We start from the raw sequence: 24296 nt of genomic DNA on the forward strand, positions 1-24296 counted from the left end.
CCCAACACCCTAAGGCGAGACGGCCCGTACATGGACGGGACGCCACCAGGATCAGACTTGTGTACCAGTCAGGAAGGTTGCACGCCATAACCAACAAAGCGCCAAAAACCCAAAAAACGAACGATCAACTTACGAATGGGTCATTGGTCCTTCTTCCCGGGCTTGTCCTTCTTCTCATGCTTGTCGTGGACGGTCGGGGGCGCCGAGGTCGTGGTGGTGGCTACGAGCACCGAGCGACACGCCGAGCCGTTCAGCGCGAAGTCGGAAGGCTGACCGGACGAGGCGCGATCGGCGCCGGTGACGGCGAACGTGGCGCCGGTCGAGAGGTCGGCGGCGAGGTCGGGGCCGCGGACCGAGACCTGGCTGCCGTCCTGGGTCCAGGTGGCGCCGTTCAGGGCGCCGATCGCCTGGCCGGCGGGGAGGCTGAACGTCAGGCTCCAGCCGCCGTCGCCGCCCGTCGCGGTGAGGTGGAGGTCGGCGGCGAAGGCGCCCCCGGCACCGTCGCGGACCGAGTACTGCACGGCGCAGTCGACCTCGGCGGGGGCGGCGCTCGCGGGAGTCGCGGCGGCGGCCATCCACGTCGGCTCCTCGGGGGTGCCGGGGGCGCACATCGCGAGGCCGGAGACCGCCGCGACCGCCACGGCGCCGGCCAGCGTCAGGCGGCCGTATCGGGACCTTGGCATCCAGGCGCCGGGCGCCAGCGGTACCGCAGCCGAGAGGACCTCGCACATCTCCTCCGCGGACGGGCGGTCCTGCGGGGACTTGGCCAGGCAGCGGGCGATCGCCTGGGCGACCGGCGGCGGGCAGAGGCCGGGCGGCAGAGGGGCGGGGCGAACGAAACAGTGGGCCTCGAGCAGGCCGGTGGAACTCTCCACGGAGGGCCACGGCAGGCGGCCCGCAAGGGCCTTGTACAGCAGCACGCCCAGCGCGTAGACGTCCGTCGCCGCCGTCGTCGGCAAGCCCTGCAGACGCTCCGGCGCCAGGTACGCGGGCGTGCCGAGGATCTCGTCGTGGCGGTCGCTCTCATCGCCGGCCACCGCGGAGATGCCGAAGTCGACGAGCTTGGCGCCGGCCTCGGTGAGCATGACGTTCGCGGGCTTGACGTCGCGATGTACCAGGCCCCTGGCGTGGACCGCCGACAGTGCGGCGGCCAGGTCGGCGCCGACGCGCAACAACTCGGACAACGGGAGCGGGCCGGCCTCCTCCAGGGGGCGGCCGGTGACGAGCTCCATGACCACGAACGGCGCGCCGTCCGCGTCGTGGCCGAAGTCGTACACCTGGGCGATGTGCGGATGACTGAGCAGCGCGGCGGCGCGCGCCTCGGCCTGGATGCGCGCGCGGAAGCGCTCGTCAGCGAGCAGGTCGGGCGCCAGCAGCTTGACCGCCACAGCGCGTTCGAGCACCTTGTCGAAGGCGCGCCACACCACGGACATACCGCCGGTGCCGAGGGGTTCGATCAGCCGGTACCGGTCCACGCCATGGTCTTGCCCAGATTCACATCAGTCACACCAACCTCGCCGGCGTGGTGGGCGCCCAGGGCTCCCAGCATGGCCAGGACGGGCTCGATCTTCTCGTAGAGGAGCAGCACGACGTCGCCGGGGCGGGCCAGGGCGAGGGCGGCCGGCACGGCCTCGTCGACCGTGCGGACCTGCACGCACTCGGCGTGCGGTGCGGCGCGGCGCAACTCGTCGCGCAGGATGCCGGGCACCTCGCCCATGGCGCGGCCGCGCAGGTCGTGGTCCTCGTAGAGCACGATCCGGCCGAAGCGGGACGCGACCACCGCGGCGGACTCGCGCAGCAGGTCGTCGCGGCGGTCGCCGGGCAGCGTGATGGCGGCGACGGCGCGCTCGCAGCCCCAGACGCGCTCGACCAGGTCGCTGACGGCGGCGATGGCGGCGGGGTTGTGGGCGTAGTCCACGAGGACGTGCACGTCGGCGCAGCGCAGCAGCATGCCGCGGCCGGGGTTGTCGGCGGGGTCGGCGCCGAACGTGCGCAGGCGCTCGGCGACGCGGGCGGTGGTGACGCCGAGGACCCGGGCCGCCGCCGTGGCGGCCAGGGCGTTGGCGACCAGGTGGCGTGCGGCGCCGCCGAAGCCGCCGCCGAACTCGTGCGCGGCGAGCAACGGCACCCAGCGGCGGGCCGCGAGCTCGACCAGCCAGCCGTCGGCGAGCAGGTACGCCCGGCCGCCGGAGTCCCAGTGGCGGCGCACGAGCGGGTTGCGCGGGTCGAGGGAGCACCAGATGATCTCGCGGCCGGAGAACTCGAGGTCGCGGCTGCGCGGGTCGTCGGCGTTGAGAATGATCGCGCCGCCCTCGCGGACGCGCTCGGCGACGATGGACTTGAGGTCGACGAGGTCCTCCATGCTCTCGATGCCGTCCTGGCCGAGGTGGTCGCTGACGAGGTTGGTGATGACGCCGACGTCGCTCCAGTCGTACCCGAGGCCCTGGCGCACCAGGCCGCCGCGCGCGGTCTCGAGGACCGCGGCGTCGACGGTCGGGTCGCCGAGGACCACCTGAGCCGAGCGGGGGCCGGTGGCGTCGGCGCGCTGGACCAGGCGGCCGCCGACGACCACGCCGTCGGTGGTGGTGAGGCCGACGCGCAGGCCGGCGCCGGAGAGCAGGTGCGCGGTCAGCCGGGCCACGGTCGTCTTGCCGTTGGTGCCGGTGATCGCGACGGTCGGCACGCGCGACGGGGTGCCGGCCGGGAACAGCGCGTCGACGATGGCCGCGCCGACGTCGTGCTGCTCCAGGTGCATGCGCAGGCCGGGCGCGGCGTTGACCTCGATGACGCCGCCGCAGTCCAGGGGCAGCTCCTCGGCGATGTCGGGCAGGCGCAGGTCGATGCCGGCGATGTCGAGGCCGACCAGGCCGGCGACCCGGCGGCACAGGTCGGCCACCGACGGGTGCACCCGGGCGGTGACGTCGACGCTGGTGCCGCCGGTGGAGAGGTTGGCGTTGTCGCGCAGCCACACGATGTGGCCGGTCTCGGGCACGTCGTGCGCGGCGAGACCCTGCCGGCCCAGGAGCGTGGCGGCGACCTCGTCGATCGCCAGGCGGGTCAGCGCGCGGGCGTGGCCGACGCCGCGGCGCGGGTCGCGGTTGGCCCGCTCGATGAGGCCCTCGATGTCGGTGCGGCCGTCGCCGATCACGTGCGCCGCGACCCGCTCGGCGGCGGCCACGATCTCGCCGCCGACGGTCAGCACGCGGTAGTCGCGGCCGTCGACCTGGCGCTCGACGACGGCCTGGCCGCCCTCCGCGGTCGCGGCCCGGTAGGCGGTGCGCACCGCGTCGGGGGTGTCGATGCCGAGGTACACGTGCCGGCCCTGACGCCCGCCGCGCGGCTTGACCACGACGGGCGGGCCCAGCTCCTCGAACAGCTGCAGCGCGGTCGCCTCGTCCTCGGCCGCGCCGCCGCGGGCCACGGGGATGCCGGCCTCGGCGAGCAGCTGGCGGGTGAGCTCCTTGTCGCCGGCGATGTCGACGCCGATCGCGGAGGTCTGGTCGGTGAGGGCCGCCCAGACGAGGCGGCGGTGGCGGCCGTACCCGAGCCGCAGCAGGCTGAGGTCGCCGACGCGCTCGACGGGGATGTCGCGCTCGCGGGCGGCCCGGGCGATCGCCTGGGTGCTCGGGCCGGGGCGCTCCCGCTCGTACCGCCGCTGGATCTCGCTCAGGTCGGGCAGCGCCGGCGTCTCGCCGCGGGTCAGCGCCAGGATCAGACCGATCGCGTTTTCTAGTAATTTTTCGGAAATCTCCGAATCGTACGGCTCGTCGAGCGGGCACTCCATGATCACGTCGAACACCGCCGGGTCTGCCGTGCCGACGGTGCGGCCGAAGCTGACCTCGCGGCCGAGGACGTTGGACATCTCGATCGCCATGTGCTCGGCGGTGTGGCCGAAGTACGTGCCGCCGTAGAGCCGCTTGACGAACCCGCCGGGCGCCCCCGCGGCGCAATGGTGCTCCGCCAGGCCGGGCAGGAGGTCCAGCAGCCGCTCCGGCAGGCCCGGGAACTCGCAGGTCTCGCGCCCGGTGAGCCCGTCGAGGCGGACCTGGGTGACCCGGACGGGGCGCGCGAGGTACCGGTTGGGCCCCCGCAGCCACCGACTGCTCTCAATGCGCATGATCCTCTTCCGCTCTCCTCATCGGCATCCGCTCGGTCAGGTTGAACCGGTGACCGGCCGGCAGGACGTGCAGTTGGGCGCCCCACAGGGCGATCGGCCCGCCGGCGTCCACCGACGGGCAGCTGATGTCGCGCGCCTGCCCGGCGTCGATGACGGTGACGGTGCCGCGCCCGAGCACCTCGAAGACGTCGCCGTCGACCAGGATGGCCGTGTTCTCGTCGATGCCGAGGCCGAGCTCGTGCGGGAACATGGCGATGGCGCTGAGCAGCCGGTTGAGCCGGCCGCGCTCGGCGAAGTGCATGTCGATGAGCACGCCGGGCAGGAACTCCATGCCCGGGCCGGTGCGCACGCTGGCCGAGCTGACGGTGGCGACGCTCCCGCCGAGGATCATGGTGCTCGACATCATGGCCGCGCCCGCGCTCGTGCCGGCCAGGACCATGCCCTCGGCCAGCCGTGCGTGCAGCGCCGAGTCCACCTTCGACCCGCCCAGGACGGTGGTGATGCGCAGCTGGTCGCCGCCGGTGAAGAACACACCGGTGGCCCGCTCGAGCGCCGATGTGGCGAGGTCGCCGTTGGCGTCTTCGCGCGACTCGAGCCGCAGCGGCGTGACCCGCTCGGCGCCGAGGCGGTGGAAGGCCTCCGCGTACTCCTTCTCGCGCTCGGCCGGGCTCTCGCTGGCCGTGGCGATCACGACGAGGTTCGCATCCGCACCGCCAGCGAGCAGCACGAACCGCTCGAGGATCTCGTCATCACCCGCGTCGTGACTCTCGGCACCGCCGATGACGAGCAGCTTTCCCGGCATCCCACCTCCACAACCCCTTCATCTTGCAAACCAGGGCCCTCGGCCGCCCTGCGTTTGCCGGGATTGCCAGGGCTACGAACGGGGGATACGAAGAGCGCCTCGGCGGCGGCTTTTCAAGAAGATGGCTCGGGTTCGCGTCACTTGCTGACCGTTGTTCCCACCAGTCACCGCTGCGGGCCTGGCGGCCCTCCGCTGCCAGGCCCGCAGTGCCAAGAATGAAGATCAGGCCGCGGCGGTGAAGGTGTACGAGCCGGCCGGCAGGTAGAACGTTGCCGTGCCGGACGGGACCGCCTGCGCCGGCGCCGCGATCGAGGCGGCGTTCGACGTCGGCACCCGCACCGTCGCCGAGGCCCCGGCCGGGACCGTCACCCGCAGCGTGAGCGTGCCGCCGGAGACGGACCAGTCGCTGACCGCGTTGCCGTACGGCGTCTCGTAGGCCGACTTCGCCGACGTCAGCCCGCCGCCCGGCTGCGGCGCGACCAGCAGCGCCGAGTAGCCGGGCGCGGCCGGGCCGAGGCCGCCGACCTGGCGGTACAGGAAGTCGCCGACCGAGCCGAGGCCGTAGTGGTTGAAGGAGTTCATCCCGGGGTCGTTGAACGAGCCGTCGGTGCGGATGCCGTCCCAGCGCTCCCAGATCGTGGTGGCCCCCTTGGAGATCATGTACCCCCAGCCGGGGAAGCCGGGCTGCATGAGGATCTGGTACGCCTCGCTCGCGTGACCGTTGGAGGCCAGCACCGGCAGCAGGTTCTCCACGCCGAGGAACCCGACGGACAGGTGCCCGCCGGTCGCGGCCACCTTCGCCGCCAGCTTGTCCGCGGCCGCCTGCACCCGGTTGGCGGGCAGCAGGCCGAACGCGAGCGCCAGCACGTAGCCGGTCTGCGTGTTGCCGCTGACCGTGCCGTCGGTGGCCACGAACCGGCTCGTGAACGCCGCCGCCACCTGGTCGGCGAGCTGGCCGTACGAGGTCGCCTCGGCGCTGCGGCCGGTCGCCGCCGCCATCCGGGACACCAGCCGCGCCGACCACGCGAAGAACGCCGTGGAGATGACGTCCTGCGCGGTGTTGTCGTTGACGTTGAGCCAGTCGCCGTAGGTGGGCTGGTTGCGGATGAGGTCGGCGCCCGAGGTGGAGCGCAGGTAGTCGACCCACTTGGCCATGGCCGCGAAGTGCTCGTCGACGACGCGGACGTCGCCGTAGCGCTGCCACAGGGTGTACGGCACGATCACGCCGGCGTCGCCCCACCCGGCGGTGCCGGCGCCGCAGCACACGCCCGGCGCGACGTCGGTGAACGCCCCGTCGGAGTGCTGCGCGTCGGTGAGGTCGTCGGCGAACTTGTCCAGGAACTGGTGCACGTCGACGTTGAACGTCGAGGTGGCGCTGAAGATCGCGATGTCGCCGGTCCACCCGAGGCGCTCGTCGCGCTGCGGGCAGTCCGTCGGGACCGACAGCATGTTGCTGCGCTCGCCCCACAGGATGTTCTGCTCGAGCTGGTTGAGCATCGCGTTGGACGTGGTGAACGTGCCGAGCTGCGCGCCGTTGGTCCACGCCGCCCGGCCGGTGATCGTGTCCGCGGTCGGGGTGAAGCCCGCCGGCGCGCCGGTGAGCTCCACGTAGCGGTACCCGTGCACGGTGAACCGCGGCTCGTAGGTCTCGGTCCCGCTGCCGGCGAAGGTGTACCGGTCGGTGGCCTGCGCGCCCCGCAGGTTGGCGGTGTAGATGGTCCCGTCGGGGTTGAGCACCTCGGCGTGGCGCAGCTGCACCGTCGTGCCCGCCGGCGCGGCCATGGACAGCCGGTTCCAGCCGGCGAAGTTCTGGCCCAGGTCGAAGACCCACACGCCGGGCTGCGGCTGCGTGATCGCGACCGGCCGGAAATCCTGCTGCACGGTCACGCCGGGGTCGACCTGCGCGACCAGGGTGGGCTTGGCGCCGCTCTTCACCGCGGCCGCGGACCACGACGCGTCGTTGAAGCCCGGGTTGTCCCAGCCGGCCATCGTGAGGCGGGCGTCGTAGGACTCTCCGTTGTAGAGGTCGTCGGCGCGGATCGGGCCGGCCGTCACCTTCCAGCTGCTGTCGGTCTTCACCGTCTGGGTGGTGCCGTCCGTGAACGTGATGAGCAGCTGGGCGGAGTACCACGGCTGGGTGCCGTAGTGCTGGCTGCCGGCGAAGCCGAGGCTCCCGGAGTACCAACCATTGCCGAGCCAGGCGCCGAGCGCGTTGTCGCCCTGGCGGATCTGCCCGGTGACGTCGTACTCCTTGTACTGCAACCGCTTGGTGTAGTCGGTCCAGCCCGGTGCGAGCACGTCGGCGCCGACCTTGGCCCCGTTGAGCCGGGTCTCGTGCAGGCCGAGGGCGGTGGTCAGCAGCCGCGCGGTAGCGACCGGCTTGCTCACCGTGAAGCCCTTGCGCACCAGCGGCGCGGCCTTGGCGATGACGACGTTGGAGGCCCACGGCCCGCTGCCGTAGGTCGCGACGGCCTTCGCCGCCGGCCACGCGGAGTCGTTGAAGCCCGGCTGGTTCCAGCCCGACGGCCCGCTCGTGAACGACTTCCAGGCGGTGTCGGTGTTGATCGTCGCGCTGCCGCTCACGGTCAGCTTGGCGATCATGCCGGCCGGCGACTGGGTGGTGTTCTGCGCGGCGATGGCGATGGTGTTGGTACCGGCGGTGAGCTGCGTGCGCAGGTCGAGCGCGACGGCCTGCTTCCACGAGTCGGTGACCCGCGGCGAGGAGCTGACCTGCGCGCCGTTGACCCACACGTCGGCGGTGTCGTCGCCGGTGACCACCAGCGTCGCCGCCGTCGGGGCGCCGGGCAGGGTGAAGGTGCGCCGGAAGTACCGCGTGGCGGCGGGCACGCCGGCGGCGGGGTCGCCCTCGGGGTACCAGATCCAGGTGGCACCGGAAAGGTCGGCGTTGACCGCGGGCTGGCCGATGAAGTCGCCGGTCCACTCGGTCGCCGGGCTGCGCAGCGCCGTCTCGAACGTCTGGTTCGCGCTCCAGCCGCTGGCGCGGCCCTGCGTGTCCCAGACGCGCACGCGCCAGAAGTACCGCCGCATGCTCGACAGAGCCGGGCCGCCGTAGACGACGTCGACCTGGTTGGCGGAGGCCACGCGCCCGCTGTCCCACACGTCGGCGGTGTTGGCGCTGCTCGTGGAGACCTGGATCTCGTAGGCCGCCTGGCGCTGCTGCGCCGTGCTCGACGTGAGCTTCCAGCCGAAGCGCGGCTGCGCGGCGTCGACGCCGATGGGGTTGGCGCTGTGCTCGACGGTCGCGCCGGCCACGCTCAGCGGCGAGGCCGCGTTGGGGTCGGGCAGCACGACGGCGGTGTTCCACGGCGAGGAGCCGTAGAGCCCGAGGTCCAGCGCGGCCGGCCACGACCCGTCGCCGAAGCCGCCCTGCTCCCACCCGGTCGGCGCGCTCTGCGCCGACTTCCACCCTGTGTCGGTGACGAGGTCGGTGGTGCCGCCGGCGGTGACGACGTGGACGTGCCCGATGACGCCGGCCGGCCCCGAGGTGGTGTTGCGGACCGCCAGGGCGATGGTGTTGGTACCGCTGGTCAGCGCGCTCTGCAGGTCGACGTAGAGCGCGCTCTTCCACGAGTCGGTGACCCGCGGCGACCCGGCGAGCGGCTTGCCGTTGAGCCAGACGTCGACGGTGTCGTCGCCGGTGACGACGAGCTGCGCGTCGCTGACGGCACCGGCGGCGACGGAGAAGCTCTTGCGGAAGTAGCGGTACCCGACCGGCGCGGTGGTGCGCGGGTCGCCCTCGGGATACCAGATCCAGTGCGCCCCCGACAGGTTGACGGGCGCGGCCGCCGCGGCGGGCGCGGGCGGCGCGATGAGCACGAGTGCGGCCAGCGATATCAGCGCGGTGGCGGCCGCGCGACCTCGTTTTTGCAGTTTCACGATGCCTCCAGTCCTGAAACGTTTCATTTAAACGTTTCATTTAGCCCAGATGCGCTCACTGTAATGAGACACCCGTCAATGCGCAACGGCTGCGAGCGACGACTCCCAAAGTCGAGCCGCGCGCGTCGGGCTGGTCGAGCGGGGTGTGGCGGCGAAGAGGGAGCGGCGGAAGTAGTAGCCGCCCGGTACCAGCTCGGAGCGCGGGGCGTCGGCCAGCCAGCACAGCGTGTCGGCGGCCCGCGCAGGGGACGTGAACAGGACCGGGACCAGCTTGCCGAGCACGAACAGCGGGCTCGTCGCGGCGAAACCGCTGCGCACCAGGCCGGGGAAGAACGCAGTCGGCAGGATGCCGAGGGACGACCAACGGCGCGCCGCCTCCAGCGTGAACAGGAGGTTCGCCTGCTTCGAGGAGCCGTAGGACAGCCAGCGCGACCGGTGCGCCAGAGACGCGCGCAACGGGTTGTCGACGTCCAGCACCGACCAGGCCTCGGCCAGCGACGCCGTGGTGATGATCCGCGCACCCGGCAGGAGATCGAGCAGGAGGTTTGCTAGTAGGAAGCCGGCCAGGTGGTTCACCGCGATGGCGCGCGGGCCGCGGTACAGGCCGCCGGCGTTGTTGACGAGCACGTCCACGCGGTCGCAGAGGCCGGCGATCCGCGCCGCGGCCGAGCAGACCTGGGACAGGTCGGCGAAGTCGGCGCGGATCGTCGTGGAGCCGGGGAACAACGCGCCGGCGGCGGCCAGGCGGCGCTCGTCGCGGCCCAGCAGGATGAGGCGGTCGGACGCGAACCGGCGAGCGGCGGCCAGGCCGATGCCCGCGCTGGCGCCGGTGATGACGACGGTGCGGGTCATGGGCGCGACCGGGCGTGGAGGGCCGCCATGAACACGACCCAGGCCGAGACCCCGACCAGGGCGATCCGCTCCATCACGCCCGTGAACAGGGACCGGCCGGCGAAGAGGATGCCGGCCGCGGACAGGATCAGCGGCGGGTACGCCACCAGCAGGCCGATCCTGCCCGCCCGGCGCAGGAGGGCGGGCAGCCGCAGCGTGGAGTACAACAGCATCGCCAGCGCGCAGAAGCCCAGTGCGCCGATAGCGGCCGTCGCGTGGAGCAGGTCGCGTGGCGACGGGGTCTCATAAGGGGGGAGCGGGCAGCCGGGACTGCAGTGCACGGCGCCCGATACGGCGGCCAGCGGGGCCGCCAGCAGGAAGCAGGCCGCGACCGCGCGATGGGCCGACACCGCGAGCAAGGCCAGCGAAACGGCCAGCAGGACCATGCTGAGCTGGTACAACCCGGCGTGCGGCGCGCCGGGAACGCCCGACTCCGACACGTAGCGCCACGGCGCCGAGCCCGCGACCGCCATGGCCAGGCCCGCGGCGCCGAGCGTGCCGGCGGCCGCGGAACCGGCGGCGGCCCAGCGCGTGATCACGAGCGCCAAGCCTAGCGATGGTGCTGGTGATGCCGGTGCACGCGGCGCCATGTACCCCCTTGGGGTATCGGTACAAGAAGGTTGCGCAACAAGGGGCTGCAGGACGAGGCGACGCGGCTGGCCAGCGCCGCCGGGACCGCCGTGCGCTACCGCATCGGCGCGGTCAACGGGCCGATCCTCGGCGGGCTGGTGCGCCGGATCACCACCAACCACCCCGGCGCCCAGGTCAGCACGCACGCGTCCTGGTCGGCGTCGCAGCTCGGCGACCTTGTGCTGTCCGGGCGGCTGGACTACGTGCTCGTCGGGGCGTGCGGCGACGCGCCGCCGGCCACCGACAACGGGCTGGCCTGGCGCGTCGTCGCCGCCGACCCGGTGTTCCTGCTGCTGCCCGAGAAGCACGAGCTGGCCGGGCGGGACGAGGTGGACCTCGCGGAGCTCGCCGAGGCGCAGTGGGTGGCCGCGCCCGGCGACGGGTGCTTCTCGGCCTGCCATGCGGCGGCCTGCGCGAAGGCGGGGTTCACGCCGAAGGTGCTCTTCGAGACCGAGGTGCGCGGCGCGATCGACCTCATCGAGTCCGGCGACGCCGTCGGTCTGTGCCAGGCGACGCTGCGGCCGATGGCGGGGCTGGCCACCGTGCCGATCGCGGGTGCGCCGCTGCACTGGCGGCAGATGCTCGGGTGGCTGCCCGACGGATCCGCGTCGGGGCAGGCGGGGCAGGTGTGGGCGTACGCCATCGAGGCCTACGCCGACGCCGTGCGCCGCAACGAGCGCTACTCGGCGTGGCTGAGGCGCCATCCCGACTACAAGGGGCCGGCGCTGTAAAGACATCCATCTATTGCGACTGTCGGGTTCCGACGCCTTCTTGTCAGGGCCGCTACGCTCGCAACCGTGGACGACGCTGTCGACCGGCGAGGCTCGCTGGTGCAGGAGGCGTCCCGCCGCTGGCGGTCTCAGCTGATCGACCTCGGCGGGCGCAACACGCTGCTGTATTACCGCGATCTGCGGGCCGGGACCCTGGATCTGACCGGCGTTGATCCGCTGACGCTCGAGGCGCTCTTCGGCGGCCGCACGATGCCGCTCGGCCAGCTCTTCCCCGACGCCGATGCGCACGCCGCCGCGATCAAGCGGGCCCGGACGATCCGCAACAAGGCGCGCGAGCTCGCCGAGGAGCGCGGCATCGAGACGTGCTTCGCGGCGATCGGCAGCGCCACCTGGACCCCGCCGCCCGGCGGCGGCGCCGCGCCCGCCGCGCCGGTGCTGCTGCGCTCGGCGGTGCTGCGGGCCCGCGGCGCGGCCGAGGACGACTTCGACCTCACCCTGCAGGGCGACCTGGAGCTCAACCCGACGCTGCTGCAGCTGCTCGAGGAGGACTTCGGCGTGCGGGTCGACGCCGACGAGCTCGAGGAGCTGGTCAGCTACACCGCCGGCTTCGACCCGCAGCCGCTGTACGAGCGGCTGGTCAAGGAGGCGGCGGGCCGGGTCCGCGGCTTCGCGGTCAGCCCGCGCTGCGTGCTGGGCACCTTCTCCTACGCCAAGCTGCCGATGGTCACCGACCTGCGGGTCGCCGCGCGCGCCCTGGTGGAGCACGACGTGATCGCCGCGATCGCCGGCGACCGCGACGCGCAGGAGGCGCTGCGCCCGGCGCCCGGCATCGCGCTGCGCGACCCGGACTGGATCCCGCCGGAGGACGAGTTCCTGGTCCTCGACGCCGACTCCTCGCAGAACTACGCGATCAACGCCGTGCTCGCCGGCCAGCACAGCGTCATCAAGGGCCCGCCCGGCACCGGCAAGAGCCAGACCATCGCCAACCTCATCGCCTCGCTGGTCGCGCGGGGCAAGCGGGTGCTGTTCGTGGCCGAGAAGCGGGCCGCGATCACCGCCGTCACCGACCGGCTGGCCCGCCGCGGGCTGGGCAACCTGGTCATGGACGTGCACGACGGCACGACCTCGCGGCGCAAGGTCGCCGCCGACCTCAAGGCCGCCTTCGACTCGGCCGCGCGCATCGCCCAGCCCGACCTCGGCGTGCTGCACGAGACCCTCGCCGCCCGCCGGGCCACGCTCAACGACCACGACGACGCCATGCACCAGTCGCGCGAGCCGTGGGGCATCTCGGCGTACCAGGCACAGGCGGAGATGATCCGGCTGTCGGCGGCGGTGTGGCCGATGACCACCGTGCGGCTGCGCGGACCGGTCCTCGCCGCCCTCGACGCGGCCAACGCCCGCAGGGTCCGCGAGCAGCTGCGCGACTACGCGACCGTCGGCGGGTTCGCCGTGACCGGCGAGCAGTCCGGCTGGATCGGCTCCGCCGTGGCCACGCCGGCCGACGCCGAGGCCGCCTTCGACCTCGCCGAAGGGATCAACGAGCGGTCGCTGCCCGCCGCCCGGCCGGCCCTGCGCTACGTGCTCGAACAGACCGGCCTGCGCGCGCCCGCCGACCTCAACGGCTGGCGCGGCCTGTTCGGCTTCCTCGACGCCGTCGCCGCGACCCTCGCCCAGTTCCGCGACGAGGTGTTCCGCGTCGACCTCTCCCTGCACCTCGCCTCGGCCGCCGACAAGGAGTGGCGGCGCGCGCACGCCGGGCAGCCCGGCACCGACGCCGGCTGGTGGACCCGGCGCAAGATGCGCAAGCAGGCCGCGCAGCTGTGGCGCGGTTCGGGCGCGCCGAGCCGCCAGCAGCTCTTCGAGGGGCTCTCGGCGGCGCTCGCGCAGCGGCGGCGCTGGGCGGAGCTCGCCCGCGACGGCGGCCAGCCGCGCCTGCCCGCCGACCTGCCGCGGGCCCGCGCCGCGTTCGACCAGCTCGACGGGCAGGTTCAGCAGCTCCTGCGGTACTGCGGCCACATCCCGATGGCCACCATGGACCTCGACCGGCTCGGCCGCGTCGCGGCGAGCCTCGCCGCCGACGAGCGCACCCTGCGCCGGGTGCCGCGCCTCAACGAGCTGACGGGCGCCTTCACCGCCGCCGGCCTCGACCCGCTCCTGGAGGACCTGCGGGCGCGCCAGGCGCCCGACGCCGATCTCGCCGCGGCCGTCTTCGACGCCTGCTGGCACGCGTCGATCCTGCAGCACCTCAACTTCACCGACCCGCGCGTCGGCGCCTTCGACGGCCCGCTGCACGCCCGCACCGTCGCCGAGTACCGCGACGCCGACCGCCGCCATATCGACGCGACCGCCACCCGGGTGCTGCGCGCCGTCGCCGAGCACATCACCCATACCCGCGACGAGTATCCGGACGAGAGCCGCCTGGTCGAGCATCAGGCCAACCTCAAGCGCCGCCACCTGCCGATCCGCCAGCTCTTCGCCACCGCGCCGCACATGCTCACGGCGCTGCGCCCGTGCTGGGCGATGAGCCCGCTGGTCGTCTCGCAGCTGCTGCCGCCGCAGGCCGACCTCTTCGACGTCGTCGTCTTCGACGAGGCGAGCCAGGTCACCCCGGCCGACGCCGTGCCGGCGCTGCTGCGCGGCCGCCAGATCGTCGTCGCCGGCGACGAGCACCAGCTGCCGCCGACGTCGTTCTTCACCGCGGCCGAGGAGGGCACCGGAGCCGACCCGCTCGGCGTCAACGCCGACGGCTCGATCGACCTGTCGCTGACCTCCGGCTACGAGTCGATCCTGGACGTGCTCACCGCGCTGCTGCCCGGCTACCTGCTGCGCTGGCACTACCGCAGCCAGGACGACCGGCTCATCGCCTTCTCCAACGCGCACATCTACGACGGCTCGCTGGTCACCTTCCCCGGCGTGGCCGGCGCCGGCACGGTGTCGCACGTCCACGTCCCGTTCGCGCCAGTGGGCCGTGACGACGACGCCGGTGAGGAGGGCACCGACTCGGTCACCGCCGAGGTCAACCGGGTCGTCGAGCTGATACTGCAGCACGCGCAGCTGCGCCCCAACGAGTCGCTCGGCGTCATCACGATGGGCATCACCCACGCCGAGCGCATCGACCTCGCGCTGCGCAAGGCGCTCTCGGCGCGGCCGGAGCTGCACGCGTTCTTCGCCGAGACCGCCGCCGAGCCGTTCTTCGTCAAGAACCTCGAGCGGGTCCAGGGCGACGAGCGCGACGCGATCATCCTCTCCATCGGGTACGGCAAGAACGCCGCCGGCCGGCTGCTGTACCGCTTCGGCCCGCTCCTGCTGCCCGGCGGCGAGCGGCGCCTGAACGTCGCCGTCACGCGGGCCCGCCGGCGCATGACCCTGGTCAGCTCGTTCACCGCCGCCGACATGGACCCGTCGCGCAGCACCAGCGACGGCGTGCGGCTGCTGCGCTCCTACCTGGAGTACACCGAGTCCGGCGGCACCTCCCTGTCCGCCGCGGCCGGCGCCCGCCCCGAGCTCAACGCCTTCGAGCGCGACGTGCGCGACCGGCTCGCCGCCGCCGGCATCCCGGTGACCCCGCAGTTCGGCGTGGCCGGCTACTGCATCGACTTCGCCTGCGAGCACCCGACCATCCCCGGCGAGATGGTGCTCGCGATCGAGACCGACGGCGCGTCGTACCACTCGTCGAGCACCGCCCGCGACCGCGACCGCCTGCGCCAGGAGCAGCTGGAGCGGCTCGGCTGGCGCTTCCACCGCATCTGGTCGACGGACTGGTTCGCCGACCCGGTCGCCGAGACGTCCCGTGCGCGGGCCGCCTACGACGAGGCGGTTGCCGCCGTCGACGCCCGCCGCACCGACGAGCCGACCGTGGTCCTGGCCGCGCCGCCCGCCGAGGCCGCCGCGCCCGTCGACGACGACAGCCGCCCGCTCCCGCGCCCGGTGCTCACGCCGGGCCGGCCGATCAACGAGTACCCGCGCGAGCTGCTCGTCGACCTGATCCGCTGGATCGAGTCCGACACCCTGCTGCGCACCGAGGAGCAGGTCGTCGACGAGGCCCGCAGGCACCTGGGCTTCAAGCGCGGCGGCTCCCGGATCAACGCGACGCTCCTGGCCGCCCTGGCCGAGGCCCGCGGCGAGAGCGCACCCGGCGACGACCCGGGTGCCGAGCCCACGCGCGTCCTGGACACCGACCCCCGCCAGCGCCCCGAGACCGACTAGTCGAGCGCGACGCGGGCGAGGGCGGGCTCGGTCAGGCTGGCCAGCCACAGGGTGTCGCCGGCCTGGCGGACGCCGGTCAGCATCGGGTAGTGGCCGGTCGGGCCGTGCAGCGTCTCGAGCACGGCGCCGGCCGCGTCGACGCGGGCGACGATCGTGTGCGGCAGCGGCTGGGGCTGGAGGCGCTGCGGCAGCACGGCGGCGATCCGTCGCACGTTCGGGTGCGGCAGCAGGCGCTCGGCGATCGGGACCCGGAGGCTGGCCAGCGCGATCCAGAACGTGCCGTCGCCCACGGCCGACATGTTGTCCGGGTAGGCGGGCAGATCGCCCAGGTGTGTGACCTCGCCCGAGGACAGGTCGATCCGCGAGAGCCGGTGCGCGACGGTCTCGCAGACCAGCAGCGCCGACTCGTCCGGGGTGAGCGCGACGCCGTTGGGGAAGTACATTCCGTTCGCGACCACCGATGTCTCGCCCGATGCCGGGTCGTACGCGAGCACGCGGCCGTTCGGTTGGTGCTCGAGCAGGTCGCGGCGCCAGTGCGAGACCGGGAAGCGGCTGGAGGAGTCGCTGAAGTACACGACGCCGTCGCCGGCGATCGCGGCGTTGTTGCACATCATGATGGGGGTGCCGGCCGCGGTGCGGGTCAGGTCGGTGATCGCGCCGTCGGGCGTGACGCGCAGCAGGCCGCGGTAGGCGTCGCAGACGATCAGGGTGCCGTCGCGCGGGTCGGCCTCGATGCCGAGCGGGCGCCCGCCGGTGTCGGCGAGCTCGGCGAACTCGCCGGTGTAGCGCCAGAGGCGGCCGTCCTCGGTGCCGCAGTACACCGCGCCGGCACCGTCCACCGCGACGTCCTCGGGCGGGTGGCCGCCGGGGATCGCGATCAGCTCGGCCGCGTCGATGCGGGCGTCGGCGGGCGCCCACGCGCCGTCCAGCGGCGGTGGGGTGGTCGCCGGGAGCTTGGCCGGCCGGATGAGCCACGGTGCCCTCGGGCGCGGGACAGTCATGCCCGCAGTGTCCACCCGGACCCGGTCCGTCCGGAACCCGTTGCGCCCCCTCGTTGTCCCACCGAGCAGCGCCGTGGTCAACGCCGGCAGGATTCGGCCCGGCGCGGACGCTGACCACGGCTGAGGCTCGTTCGGGCCTGGGGGTCAGTTCGGGAGCGTGATCTCGCCCCAAACCGCGTCCGGGCCGGGGTTGGCGGTGAAGTCGTAGCGCACGCCGGGCTCGCCGATTGCAACCAGGCTGGCCGAACCCGAGCCGTAGAGCAGCCCGTCGACCTCGCGGCGGACCAGCAGCGGGCGCTCGGCGGCGCCCGTGAACTCGCCGCCCGAGAGCAGCGCGATCCAGTCGCCCCAGGCCTCCGCCGAGGAGAGGCCGGGCTTCGGGTCGGGGGTGGCGGCGGCGCGCAGTGGGGCGAAGTGGTTGACGTCGATGCCCTGGTTCACGATCACGTGGTCGCCGGGCGCCAGCAGGCGGTGGGTCACCGCGGTGCCGTCCCACGACGTCACCGCGATCTCGGTGGGCTCCGCGCGGACGAGGTGGAACGCGTCGAAGGCGCGCAGCACGTCGTCGGCGGGTGGGTGCGGTGCGAGCGGGAGTGAGCCACGCGTGGGGCGATCGCCGACCGGCGGCAACGGGGGGAAGCCGTTGAGCAGGGCGGTCGCGCTCGGGCGGGCCGGGTCCACGGCCAGCCAGGTGCCGCCGGCGGTGCTGTCGCGGCCGCCGAACCGGCCGGGCCAATGCTCGGCGGGGGGCTCCCAGGGGCGGGCCAGGTACTCGTCGCGGACCGCTGCGATCAGCACGGGCCACGTGGCGTCGGGGTCGAACCGGAGGAGCACGGTGCACATGGACCGAACGTTATGCCCCGCCGAGCCGAGGGATCCCGGCGGTCAGCCAATCCGCGAGATCGCCCGCGGCGACGCCGCTATTCGGGCACCTCGACCGGGATCCGCCGAATCGCACCCGGCCCCGGCTGCGGCACGACGTCGCGCGGGACGACGTCGACGTGGCCGGCCTCGCACATGAGCGTGGCGTGCACCTCGGCGCCGCAGCCGCGGTGGACGGTCTGCAGCGGCGGACCGCCCGGGTCGGCGAGGTAGCGGTCGCCCCACTCGCGGACGGCGACGAGCAGCGGGTACAGGTCGAAGCCCTTCTCCGTGAGCCGGTACTCCTCGCGGGCCCGCGAACCGGGCTCCCGGTAGGGCACGCGGCGCAGGATGCCGTTGTCGACGAGCAGGGCGAGCCGGTTGGTGAGCACCTGGCGGGGTATGCCGGTGCGCTCGCGCATGTCGTCGAAGCGGAAGACGCCGTTGAACACCTCGCGCAGCACGACGATCGTCCACCGCTCGCCGAGGATCGCCATCGTCCGGCCGATGGTGCAGTTGTCCACCGACCACTCGAGTGCTCTGGGTCTCATGTTCTCAGGCTAACGCCGAGCTGGGTCTTATTGACAGATCCAGGCCGCCCCGGAAGGCTGGGTCCATGACGCAGACCGAGGCGGACCTCCGCAGCCGCACCTTCACCTGGTCGGACCCGATGCTCAACGCCGCCGAGGTCGGCCGGCGCGGCGGGCTGGAGCTGCTGCAGGCCATGTCGCGCGGCGAGCTGCCGGCGCCGCCGGTCACCCACCTGCTGGGCACCGGGCGGCTCGAGGCCGAGGCCGGGCGCGTGGTGGTGACGCTGGAGCCGCGGGAGTACCACTACAACCCCCTCGGCACCGTGCACGGCGGGGTGCTCGCGACGCTGCTGGACACCGCCACGGGCTGTGCGGTGCACTCGACGCTGCCGGCCGGCATGGGGTACACCACCCTGGATCTGAACACCAAGTTCCTGCGCCCGGCGTCCATCGCGTCCGGGGTGCTGACCTGCGAGGGCACCGTCATCTCGAAGGGGCGCCGGACCGCGCTGGCCCAGGCGCAGATCACCGACGCCCGCGGCGGGCTGGTCGCGCACGCCACCTCGACCTGCATGCTGTTCGAGCTCTGAGTTCACAGCCGGCCCACAGCCCTCGTTGAAGCGGCCGGAAGGGTCGGGCCGCAGCTTGAATGGCATGACCACCACGCTGACCCGCCCGGCCGCGCCCGCCGCCCCGCCCGCTGAGTCGACCGGGACACCGGCCTGGACCCGCGCGGCGCTCCCGCTGCTCCTCATCGCCACCGGCGTGCTGTACCTGTGGAACCTCGGCGCGTCCGGCTGGGGCAACGCCTTCTACGCGGCGGCCGGCCAGGCCGGCGGCGAGAGCTGGGAGGCGTGGTTCTTCGGCTCCTCGGACGCCTCGAACTTCATCACCGTCGACAAGACGCCGGCCGCGCTGTGGATCATCGGGCTGTCGGTGCGGATCTTCGGGCTGAGCCCCTGGAGCGTGCTCGCGCCGCAGGCGTTGATCGGGGTGGCGACGGTCTGGCTGCTGTACATCACCGTCAAGCGCTGGCACGGCCCGGCGGCCGGCCTGCTCGCCGGCGCGGTGCTCGCGAGCACCCCGGTGGCCACGCTGATGTTCCGCTTCAACAACCCCGACGCGCTGCTGATGCTGCTGCTGGTGGCCGGCGTGTACGGCATGGTGCGCGCCATCGAGCGGGGCAGTACCTGGTGGCTGCTGTTCGCGGGCTCGGCGGTCGGCTTCGGGTTCCTCACCAAGATGCTCCAGGCGCTGCTGGTCGTGCCCGCGTTCGGCCTGGCCTACCTGCTGTTCGCGCCGACCGGCTGGGCGCGCCGGCTGGTGCAGCTGCTCGCGACCGGCGCCGCGGTGATCGTCTCGGCCGGCTGGTGGGTCGCGATCGTCTCGCTGACCCCGGCGTCGTGGCGGCCCTACATCGGCGGTTCGCAGACGAACTCGATCCTCGAGCTGACGCTGGGGTACAACGGCTTCGGCCGCCTGACCGGCAACGAGACCGGCAGCGTCGGCGGTGGCGGCGGGGGCAACGGCGGCGGCTGGGGCGAGACCGGCTGGTCGCGCCTGCTCGACGGGCAGACCGGCGGCCAGGCCTCCTGGCTGCTGCCGGCGGCGCTGATCCTCACGGTGGCGGGCCTGGTGTGGTCCACGCGGCGGGCCGCCTATGTGCTGTGGGGCGGCTGGCTGGTCACCACCGCCGTGGTCTTCAGCTACATGCAGGGCATCTTCCACGACTACTACACGGTGGCCCTGGCCCCGGCGATCGGCGCGCTGGCCGGCATGGGCGCGGCGACCCTGTGGCGCCGGCGCGCGGACCTCTACGCCCAGCTGGTGCTCGGCGGCACGGTGGCGGTCACCGCGGTCTGGTCGTACCTGCTGCTGGAGCGCGCCAGCGGCTTCCACCCGTGGCTGCGGGTCGCGGTGCTCGTCGCCGGCGGCATCGGCGCGGCCGGGCTCCTGCTGAGCCAGCAGATCAACCGGCGCCTGCGCCTCGCCGCGGTGGCTCTGGCCCTCTTCGCGGTCCTCGGCGGCCCCGTCGCCTACTCGCTCAACACCGCGGCGACGCCGCACACCGGCTCGATCGTCACCGCCGGCCCCGCCGTCGCGGGCGGGTCGGGCGGCTTCGGCGGCGGGCGCTTCAACGGCACTCCCCCGGGCGGCTTCAACGCCCGCGGCGGCGGTGGCGGCATGGGCGGCGGGATGGGCGGCGGCATGGGTGGTGCTGGCGGTATGGGCGGCCTGCTCAACGCGACGACGCCGAGCTCGGAGGTGGTCGCGGCGCTGCAGAAGGACGCCGCGAAGTACACCTGGGTCGCCGCCGCGGTCGGCTCCAACAACGCCTCCGGCTACCAGCTAGCCTCCGAGGAGCCGGTGATGGCGATCGGCGGGTTCAACGGCAGCGACCCGGCCCCGAGCCTGGCGCAGTTCCAGCAGTACGTGCAGGACGGAAAGATCCACTACTTCATCGGCGGCGCGGGGCTCGGCGGGCGCAGCAACGGCGGCAGCAGCGTGAGCGCCGAGATCGCCGATTGGGTCGCGGCCAACTACACGGCGCAGACGGTCGGCAACACCACGCTGTACGACCTGACTGCGTAGGACTTTCTCATCGGCGGCGGCGGTCGGTTTTCCGGCCGCCGCCGCCGTGCCTGCCTCAGACCGCGCGGGTGGACCGGGGCCCGTCGAGGCCCCACGAGGTGATCTTGTTGGGTGTGATCCGGATGACCTCGCGCGACATGCCGCGCATCGGCGGATCCTGATCGGTCAGCGCCTCCGCCGTGCCCCGGATCTCGATGCCGCGGACCGTCCACGGATCGACCGACGCCAGGTCGTCCACGACGAGCGCGACCGTGCTGCCGCGCTGGACGTTGCGGAACTTCTTGGTCCCGCCCATGGCGCCGCCGCCGATGACGATCGCGCCGGTGGCGCCGTCGACGAAGAAGCCGACCGGGTTGTTCTGCACCTGCCCGTCGGGCGAGACGGTGGCCAGCCGCCCGAGGCGTTGCGTGGCCAGGTAGTCGAGCTCAGCCTGCGTGAAGGTCATGACCCGACTCTATTCACAGGCGGGCCACAGGTACGCCGGAAGCTTCCGGAAGGTCCGGCCCCGACCGTTGGTCACCATGAGCACTGAGACACTTCCTCGCGCCGACGGCCCCGGCCGCCGAGCGACCGGCGCCGTCCTCGACGTCGTGATCCCGGTCTACAACGAGGAGGCCGACCTCGGGCCCTGCGTGCGTCGGCTGCATCGCCACCTGAGCGAGAGCTTCCCGTACCCCTTTCGCATCACCGTCGCCGACAACGCCAGCACCGATGCAACGCCAGCGGTCGCGGCCGCGCTGAGCGTCGAGCTGCCCGGCGTCGAGGTGCTCCGCATGGCCGAGAAGGGCCGCGGCCGGGCGTTGAAGCGCGCGTGGTCGGCCTCGGACGCGCCGGTGCTCGCGTACATGGACGTCGACCTCAGCACCGACCTCAACGCCCTGCTGCCGCTGGTCGCGCCGCTGCTGTCGGGCCACTCCGACGTGTCGATCGGCAGCCGCCTCGCGCGCGGCTCGCGGGTCGTGCGGGGCCCGAAGCGCGAGTTCATCTCCCGCAGCTACAACCGCATCCTGCGTACCGCCCTGAGCGCCCGCTTCTCCGACGCACAGTGCGGCTTCAAGGCGATCCGCCGGGACGTGGCCGAGCAGCTGCTGCCGATGGTCGAGGACACCGGCTGGTTCTTCGACACCGAGCTGCTGGTCCTCGCGCAGCGGGCGGGCCTGCGCATCCACGAGGTGCCGGTCGACTGGATCGACGACCCCGACAGCCGGGTCGACATCGTCGCGACCGCGCTCGCCGACCTCAGGGGCATCGCGCGCCTGGGCCGCGCGCTGTTCACCGGCCGCCTGCCGCTGGCCGCGCTGCGCAACCGCTTCGGCCGCGCCCCGCTGGTCGAGGGCGTCCCGGCCGGCATGCTGCCGCAGCTGCTGCGCTTCGGCGGGATCGGCATCCTGTCCACGGTCGCGTTCCTGGCCCTGTTCGCGCTGCTGCGACCGGCGACCGGCGCGCAGGCGGCGAACTTCATCGCGCTGCTGAGCACCGCGGTGGCGAACACGGCGCTGAACCGGCGGCTGACGTTCGCCATCCGGGGCGCCGAGGGGGCGGTACGCCACCAGGTCCAGGGCCTGCTGTTGTTCGTGCTCGGCTGGGCCCTGAACGCGGCCGCTCTCGCGTTGCTGAACGTCGCCGCTCCTGCCCACAGCCACTGGGCCGAGCTGTCCGTCCTGCTCCTCGCCAACGCCGTGACGACGCTCCTGCGGTTCGTCCTGATGCGCGTGTGGGTCTTCCGCCGTGTTTGAGAGGCAATGTCGGGCGCTGGCGCGACCATTGTGGGCTGATTTATCGCCTGACAGGGCATAAATCCGACAAGTCGTGGCGCGCCAGCGCCCGACTTGTCGGAAAAGACCGGCTTCAGGACCAGGGGAACGCCGGCGGGCGGCGGGACAGGAACGCGGCGATGCCCTCCGACAGTTCCGCCTCGTCCTGCGGCGGGGGCTCGCTGCCGGAGAGGACGGCCTTCGTCGCGCGCTGGGTCAGCTGGGAGCGGGAGGCGATCGTGGACGCAACCTGCAGTACCGACGATGCCAGATCGGCCGGCGGGAACACAGCGTCGACGAGGCCCATGCGCTCGGCGGCCGCAGCGTCGAAGAGGTCCGCGGTGTAGAGGAGCAGCTTCGCCCTGGCCGGGCCGATCAGGGACGCCAGGCGGCGGGTGGTCGACGGTGGGTACACGATGCCGAGCTTCGCCGGGGTGATGCCGAAGCGGCTGTCGGAGGCGGCGAAGCGCAGGTCGCAGGCGACCGCGAGCTGGCAGCCGCCGCCCACGCAGAAGCCGTCGATGCGGGCGATCGTGGGCTTGGGGAAGGCCGCCAGGGCCTGCTCGGCCCGGACCGCGAGGCTGGCGTCGCCGGCGCGGGCCAGCGATGCGGCCTCGGTGATGTCGGCACCGGCGCAGAAGGTGCCGCCGGCGCCGGCCAGGATCAGGGCGCGGACCGACGGGTCCTTGGCGGGGGCTTCGAGCAGGGATGGGAGCGCCCGCCACATCGCGGCCGTCATCGCGTTGCGCTTCGCGGGGTTGCTGATGACGAGGGTGGCGATCGGGCCGTCCTGCGTGAGGACGAGCTCGCCGTTCACCATTCGTGGACGGGGACGTTCGAATGCATCCTCGGAAGGTACTCCGCCACGAGTTTGCGCATCGTCACGTCCCGCTCGACCGGGCCGCTGCCCTCGATCGCGTGCACGGTCTCGACCTGCCAGGCGGCGCCGTTGCGCTGGGTCAGGCAGCGCTGCTCGATGATGCCGAGCAGGCGGTCGCGCTGGTCGGGGTGGACGCCCCAGTCGTCGAGGCCCTCGTAGGCCAGCGGGAGCAGGCGGCGCAGGACGAGTTCGGTGACGGGGACCGAGCCCAGGCCGGGCCAGAACACGGCGGCGTCGATGCCGAGGCGGGCGGCAGTGTGGAAGTTCTCCTCGGCGGCGCCGAACGACATCTGTGTCCACACCGGACGCTCCTGGCTCGCCAGGCGATGGACGAGGCCGAAGTAGAACGCCGCGTTGGCCATGTTGTCCACGACGGTCGGGCCCGCCGGCAGGACGCGGTTCTCGACGCGCACGTGCGGGCGGCCGTCGACGACGTCGTAGATGGGGCGGTTCCAGCGGTAGATCGTGCCGTTGTGCAGGCGCAGCTCGCCCAGGCGCGGCGCGGCGCCGTCGTCGAGGGTGGCGATCGGGTCCTCGTCCTCGCAGATGGGCAGCAGGGCCGGGAAGTACCGCACGTTCTCCTCGAACAGGTCGAAGATCGACGTGATCCAGCGCTCGCCGAACCAGACCCGCGGGCGCACGCCCTGGCTCTTGAGCTCCTCGGCGCGGGTGTCGGTGGCCTGCTCGAACAGCGGGATGCGGGTCTCGCGCCAGAGTTCCTGGCCGAAGAGGTACGGGGCGTTGGCGCCGAGGGCGACCTGCGCCGCGGCGATCGCCTGGGCCGCGTTCCAGTATGCGGCGAAGCGCTGCGGGGCGACCTGCAGGTGGAACTGCACGCTCGTGCAGGCGGCCTCGGGTGCGATCGAGTCGCACCGCACGTGCAGGCGCTCGACGCCGTCGATCGCGATGAGCAGGTCCTCGCCGCGGGCCGCGAAGATCTGCTCGTTCAGCAGCGCGTACCGCGGGTTGGCCGACAGCACGTCCGGCGTGAGCAGGTCGCGGCGCAGGGTGGGCAGGATCCCGATCATCGCCAGCCGGGTGTCCACCTGCGCGGCGTGCTCCTCGGCGGCGTTGAGGCTCTCGCGCACCTGCGCCTCGAAGCGGGCGAGGCCGTCGCCGGCCAGGCGCCGCGGCGGCACGTTGATCTCGATGTTGAACTGGCCCAGCTCGGTGACGAACGCCGGGTCGGCCAGCGCGTCGAGCACCCGCTGGTTGCGCAGCGCCGGGTCGTACGCGTCGTCGACGAGGTTGAGCTCGATCTCCAGGCCGCTCATGCCGTCGCCGTCCTCGAACGGCGACTCGGCGAGCATCCGCGCGAAGGCATCGAGGCATTGGCGCACTTTGTCGCGGTACCGCATCCGGTCTTCCCGGCTGAACACGTGCGACTCGACGTCCTTGCCCATG

At 73.1% G+C, this 24296-nt stretch carries 17 protein-coding genes; 5 read left to right on the forward strand and 12 right to left on the reverse strand.

The genetic code is table 11. The features are described from left to right. Positions 1-140 precede the first annotated feature (140 nt). The 6 genes from ABD901_RS15205 to ABD901_RS15230 form a co-directional block, all read right to left on the reverse strand. Positions 141-1475: a serine/threonine-protein kinase gene (locus ABD901_RS15205; RefSeq protein ID WP_345126561.1), complete on the reverse strand. Its 1335-nt coding sequence runs from the start codon at positions 1473-1475 to the stop codon at positions 141-143. Further along, complete coding sequence (cphA, locus tag ABD901_RS15210) at positions 1457-4117, reverse strand: cyanophycin synthetase (RefSeq protein WP_345126564.1); 2661 nt, start codon at positions 4115-4117, stop codon at positions 1457-1459. Before cphA ends, ABD901_RS15205 begins: the two co-directional genes overlap by 19 nt. Beyond that, the gene (locus ABD901_RS15215) at positions 4107-4919 is read right to left on the reverse strand and encodes a cyanophycinase (RefSeq protein WP_345126568.1); all 813 of its coding nucleotides are present in this window, start codon (positions 4917-4919) and stop codon (positions 4107-4109) included. Before ABD901_RS15215 ends, cphA begins: the two co-directional genes overlap by 11 nt. 222 nt (positions 4920-5141) lie before the next feature. Beyond that, entirely contained in the window at positions 5142-8816 is a 3675-nt protein-coding gene (locus ABD901_RS15220; RefSeq protein ID WP_345126573.1) for a family 78 glycoside hydrolase catalytic domain, read from the reverse strand. A 75-nt stretch (positions 8817-8891) separates the two neighbouring features. Beyond that, positions 8892-9668, reverse strand: a complete 777-nt coding sequence (locus tag ABD901_RS15225) for an SDR family NAD(P)-dependent oxidoreductase (protein WP_345126580.1) — start codon at positions 9666-9668, stop codon at positions 8892-8894. Beyond that, the gene (locus ABD901_RS15230; RefSeq protein WP_345126582.1) at positions 9665-10246 is read right to left on the reverse strand and encodes a DUF998 domain-containing protein; all 582 of its coding nucleotides are present in this window, start codon (positions 10244-10246) and stop codon (positions 9665-9667) included. The genes ABD901_RS15225 and ABD901_RS15230 overlap by 4 nt, the downstream gene beginning before the upstream one ends. Before the next feature lie 81 nt (positions 10247-10327). On the opposite strand from ABD901_RS15230, the gene ABD901_RS15235 reads away from it, so the two are divergent. Beyond that, a complete protein-coding gene (locus tag ABD901_RS15235) occupies positions 10328-11068 on the forward strand; it encodes a LysR family substrate-binding domain-containing protein (RefSeq protein WP_345126585.1) in 741 nt (246 codons plus the stop codon). Between the two features lie 66 nt (positions 11069-11134). Further along, the gene (locus tag ABD901_RS15240; RefSeq protein WP_345126588.1) at positions 11135-15274 is read left to right on the forward strand and encodes an AAA domain-containing protein; all 4140 of its coding nucleotides are present in this window, start codon (positions 11135-11137) and stop codon (positions 15272-15274) included. On the opposite strand, the gene ABD901_RS15245 is transcribed toward ABD901_RS15240, so the two are convergent. The 3 genes from ABD901_RS15245 to ABD901_RS15255 form a co-directional block, all read right to left on the reverse strand. After that, a complete protein-coding gene (locus tag ABD901_RS15245; RefSeq protein WP_345126592.1) occupies positions 15271-16275 on the reverse strand; it encodes an SMP-30/gluconolactonase/LRE family protein in 1005 nt (334 codons plus the stop codon). The two genes, ABD901_RS15240 and ABD901_RS15245, sit on opposite strands and share 4 nt — an antisense overlap. A 144-nt stretch (positions 16276-16419) precedes the next feature. Further along, positions 16420-17118: an NRDE family protein gene (locus tag ABD901_RS15250; RefSeq protein ID WP_345126595.1), complete on the reverse strand. Its 699-nt coding sequence runs from the start codon at positions 17116-17118 to the stop codon at positions 16420-16422. Between the two features lie 77 nt (positions 17119-17195). Further along, positions 17196-17687, reverse strand: coding sequence for a winged helix-turn-helix transcriptional regulator (locus ABD901_RS15255; protein WP_345126598.1), 492 nt, complete (start codon positions 17685-17687; stop codon positions 17196-17198). Positions 17688-17752: 65 nt separating this feature from the next. Between ABD901_RS15255 and ABD901_RS15260 the strand changes: the two genes are divergently transcribed. Both ABD901_RS15260 and ABD901_RS15265 read left to right on the forward strand, forming a co-directional pair. Continuing rightward, entirely contained in the window at positions 17753-18256 is a 504-nt protein-coding gene (locus ABD901_RS15260; protein ID WP_345126603.1) for a PaaI family thioesterase, read from the forward strand. A 64-nt stretch (positions 18257-18320) separates the two neighbouring features. Then, positions 18321-20258, forward strand: a complete 1938-nt coding sequence (locus ABD901_RS15265; protein ID WP_345126606.1) for an ArnT family glycosyltransferase — start codon at positions 18321-18323, stop codon at positions 20256-20258. Between the two features lie 55 nt (positions 20259-20313). On the opposite strand, the gene ABD901_RS15270 is transcribed toward ABD901_RS15265, so the two are convergent. Beyond that, entirely contained in the window at positions 20314-20703 is a 390-nt protein-coding gene (locus ABD901_RS15270) for a PPOX class F420-dependent oxidoreductase (protein ID WP_345126610.1), read from the reverse strand. Positions 20704-20779: 76 nt separating this feature from the next. On the opposite strand from ABD901_RS15270, the gene ABD901_RS15275 reads away from it, so the two are divergent. After that, a complete protein-coding gene (locus tag ABD901_RS15275) occupies positions 20780-21994 on the forward strand; it encodes a bifunctional glycosyltransferase family 2/GtrA family protein (RefSeq protein WP_345126612.1) in 1215 nt (404 codons plus the stop codon). Between the two features lie 112 nt (positions 21995-22106). On the opposite strand, the gene ABD901_RS15280 is transcribed toward ABD901_RS15275, so the two are convergent. After that, positions 22107-22832, reverse strand: a complete 726-nt coding sequence (locus tag ABD901_RS15280; protein WP_345126614.1) for an enoyl-CoA hydratase/isomerase family protein — start codon at positions 22830-22832, stop codon at positions 22107-22109. Further along, positions 22826-24295 carry a glutamate-cysteine ligase family protein gene (locus ABD901_RS15285; RefSeq protein WP_345126619.1) on the reverse strand — a complete coding sequence of 490 codons (1470 nt, stop codon included), beginning with the start codon at positions 24293-24295 and terminating at the stop codon, positions 22826-22828. Before ABD901_RS15285 ends, ABD901_RS15280 begins: the two co-directional genes overlap by 7 nt. Position 24296: the final 1 nt, after the last annotated feature.

It is taken from the genome of Dactylosporangium darangshiense (assembly GCF_039537565.1).
Classification (GTDB): Bacteria; Actinomycetota; Actinomycetes; order Mycobacteriales; family Micromonosporaceae; genus Dactylosporangium; species Dactylosporangium darangshiense.

What these genes read in the sequence shown, in the direction of transcription:
- cphA (WP_345126564.1), bottom strand. Translation starts at nt 4,117, where the DNA reads ATGCGCATTGAGAGCAGTCGGTGGCTGCGGGGGCCCAACCGGTACCTC.
- ABD901_RS15215 (WP_345126568.1), bottom strand. Translation starts at nt 4,919, where the DNA reads ATGCCGGGAAAGCTGCTCGTCATCGGCGGTGCCGAGAGTCACGACGCG.
- ABD901_RS15225 (WP_345126580.1), bottom strand. Translation starts at nt 9,668, where the DNA reads ATGACCCGCACCGTCGTCATCACCGGCGCCAGCGCGGGCATCGGCCTG.
- ABD901_RS15245 (WP_345126592.1), bottom strand. Translation starts at nt 16,275, where the DNA reads ATGACTGTCCCGCGCCCGAGGGCACCGTGGCTCATCCGGCCGGCCAAG.
- ABD901_RS15250 (WP_345126595.1), bottom strand. Translation starts at nt 17,118, where the DNA reads ATGTGCACCGTGCTCCTCCGGTTCGACCCCGACGCCACGTGGCCCGTG.
- ABD901_RS15255 (WP_345126598.1), bottom strand. Translation starts at nt 17,687, where the DNA reads ATGAGACCCAGAGCACTCGAGTGGTCGGTGGACAACTGCACCATCGGC.
- ABD901_RS15260 (WP_345126603.1), top strand. Translation starts at nt 17,753, where the DNA reads ATGACGCAGACCGAGGCGGACCTCCGCAGCCGCACCTTCACCTGGTCG.
- ABD901_RS15265 (WP_345126606.1), top strand. Translation starts at nt 18,321, where the DNA reads ATGACCACCACGCTGACCCGCCCGGCCGCGCCCGCCGCCCCGCCCGCT.
- ABD901_RS15270 (WP_345126610.1), bottom strand. Translation starts at nt 20,703, where the DNA reads ATGACCTTCACGCAGGCTGAGCTCGACTACCTGGCCACGCAACGCCTC.
- ABD901_RS15275 (WP_345126612.1), top strand. Translation starts at nt 20,780, where the DNA reads ATGAGCACTGAGACACTTCCTCGCGCCGACGGCCCCGGCCGCCGAGCG.
- ABD901_RS15280 (WP_345126614.1), bottom strand. Translation starts at nt 22,832, where the DNA reads ATGGTGAACGGCGAGCTCGTCCTCACGCAGGACGGCCCGATCGCCACC.
- ABD901_RS15285 (WP_345126619.1), bottom strand. Translation starts at nt 24,295, where the DNA reads ATGGGCAAGGACGTCGAGTCGCACGTGTTCAGCCGGGAAGACCGGATG.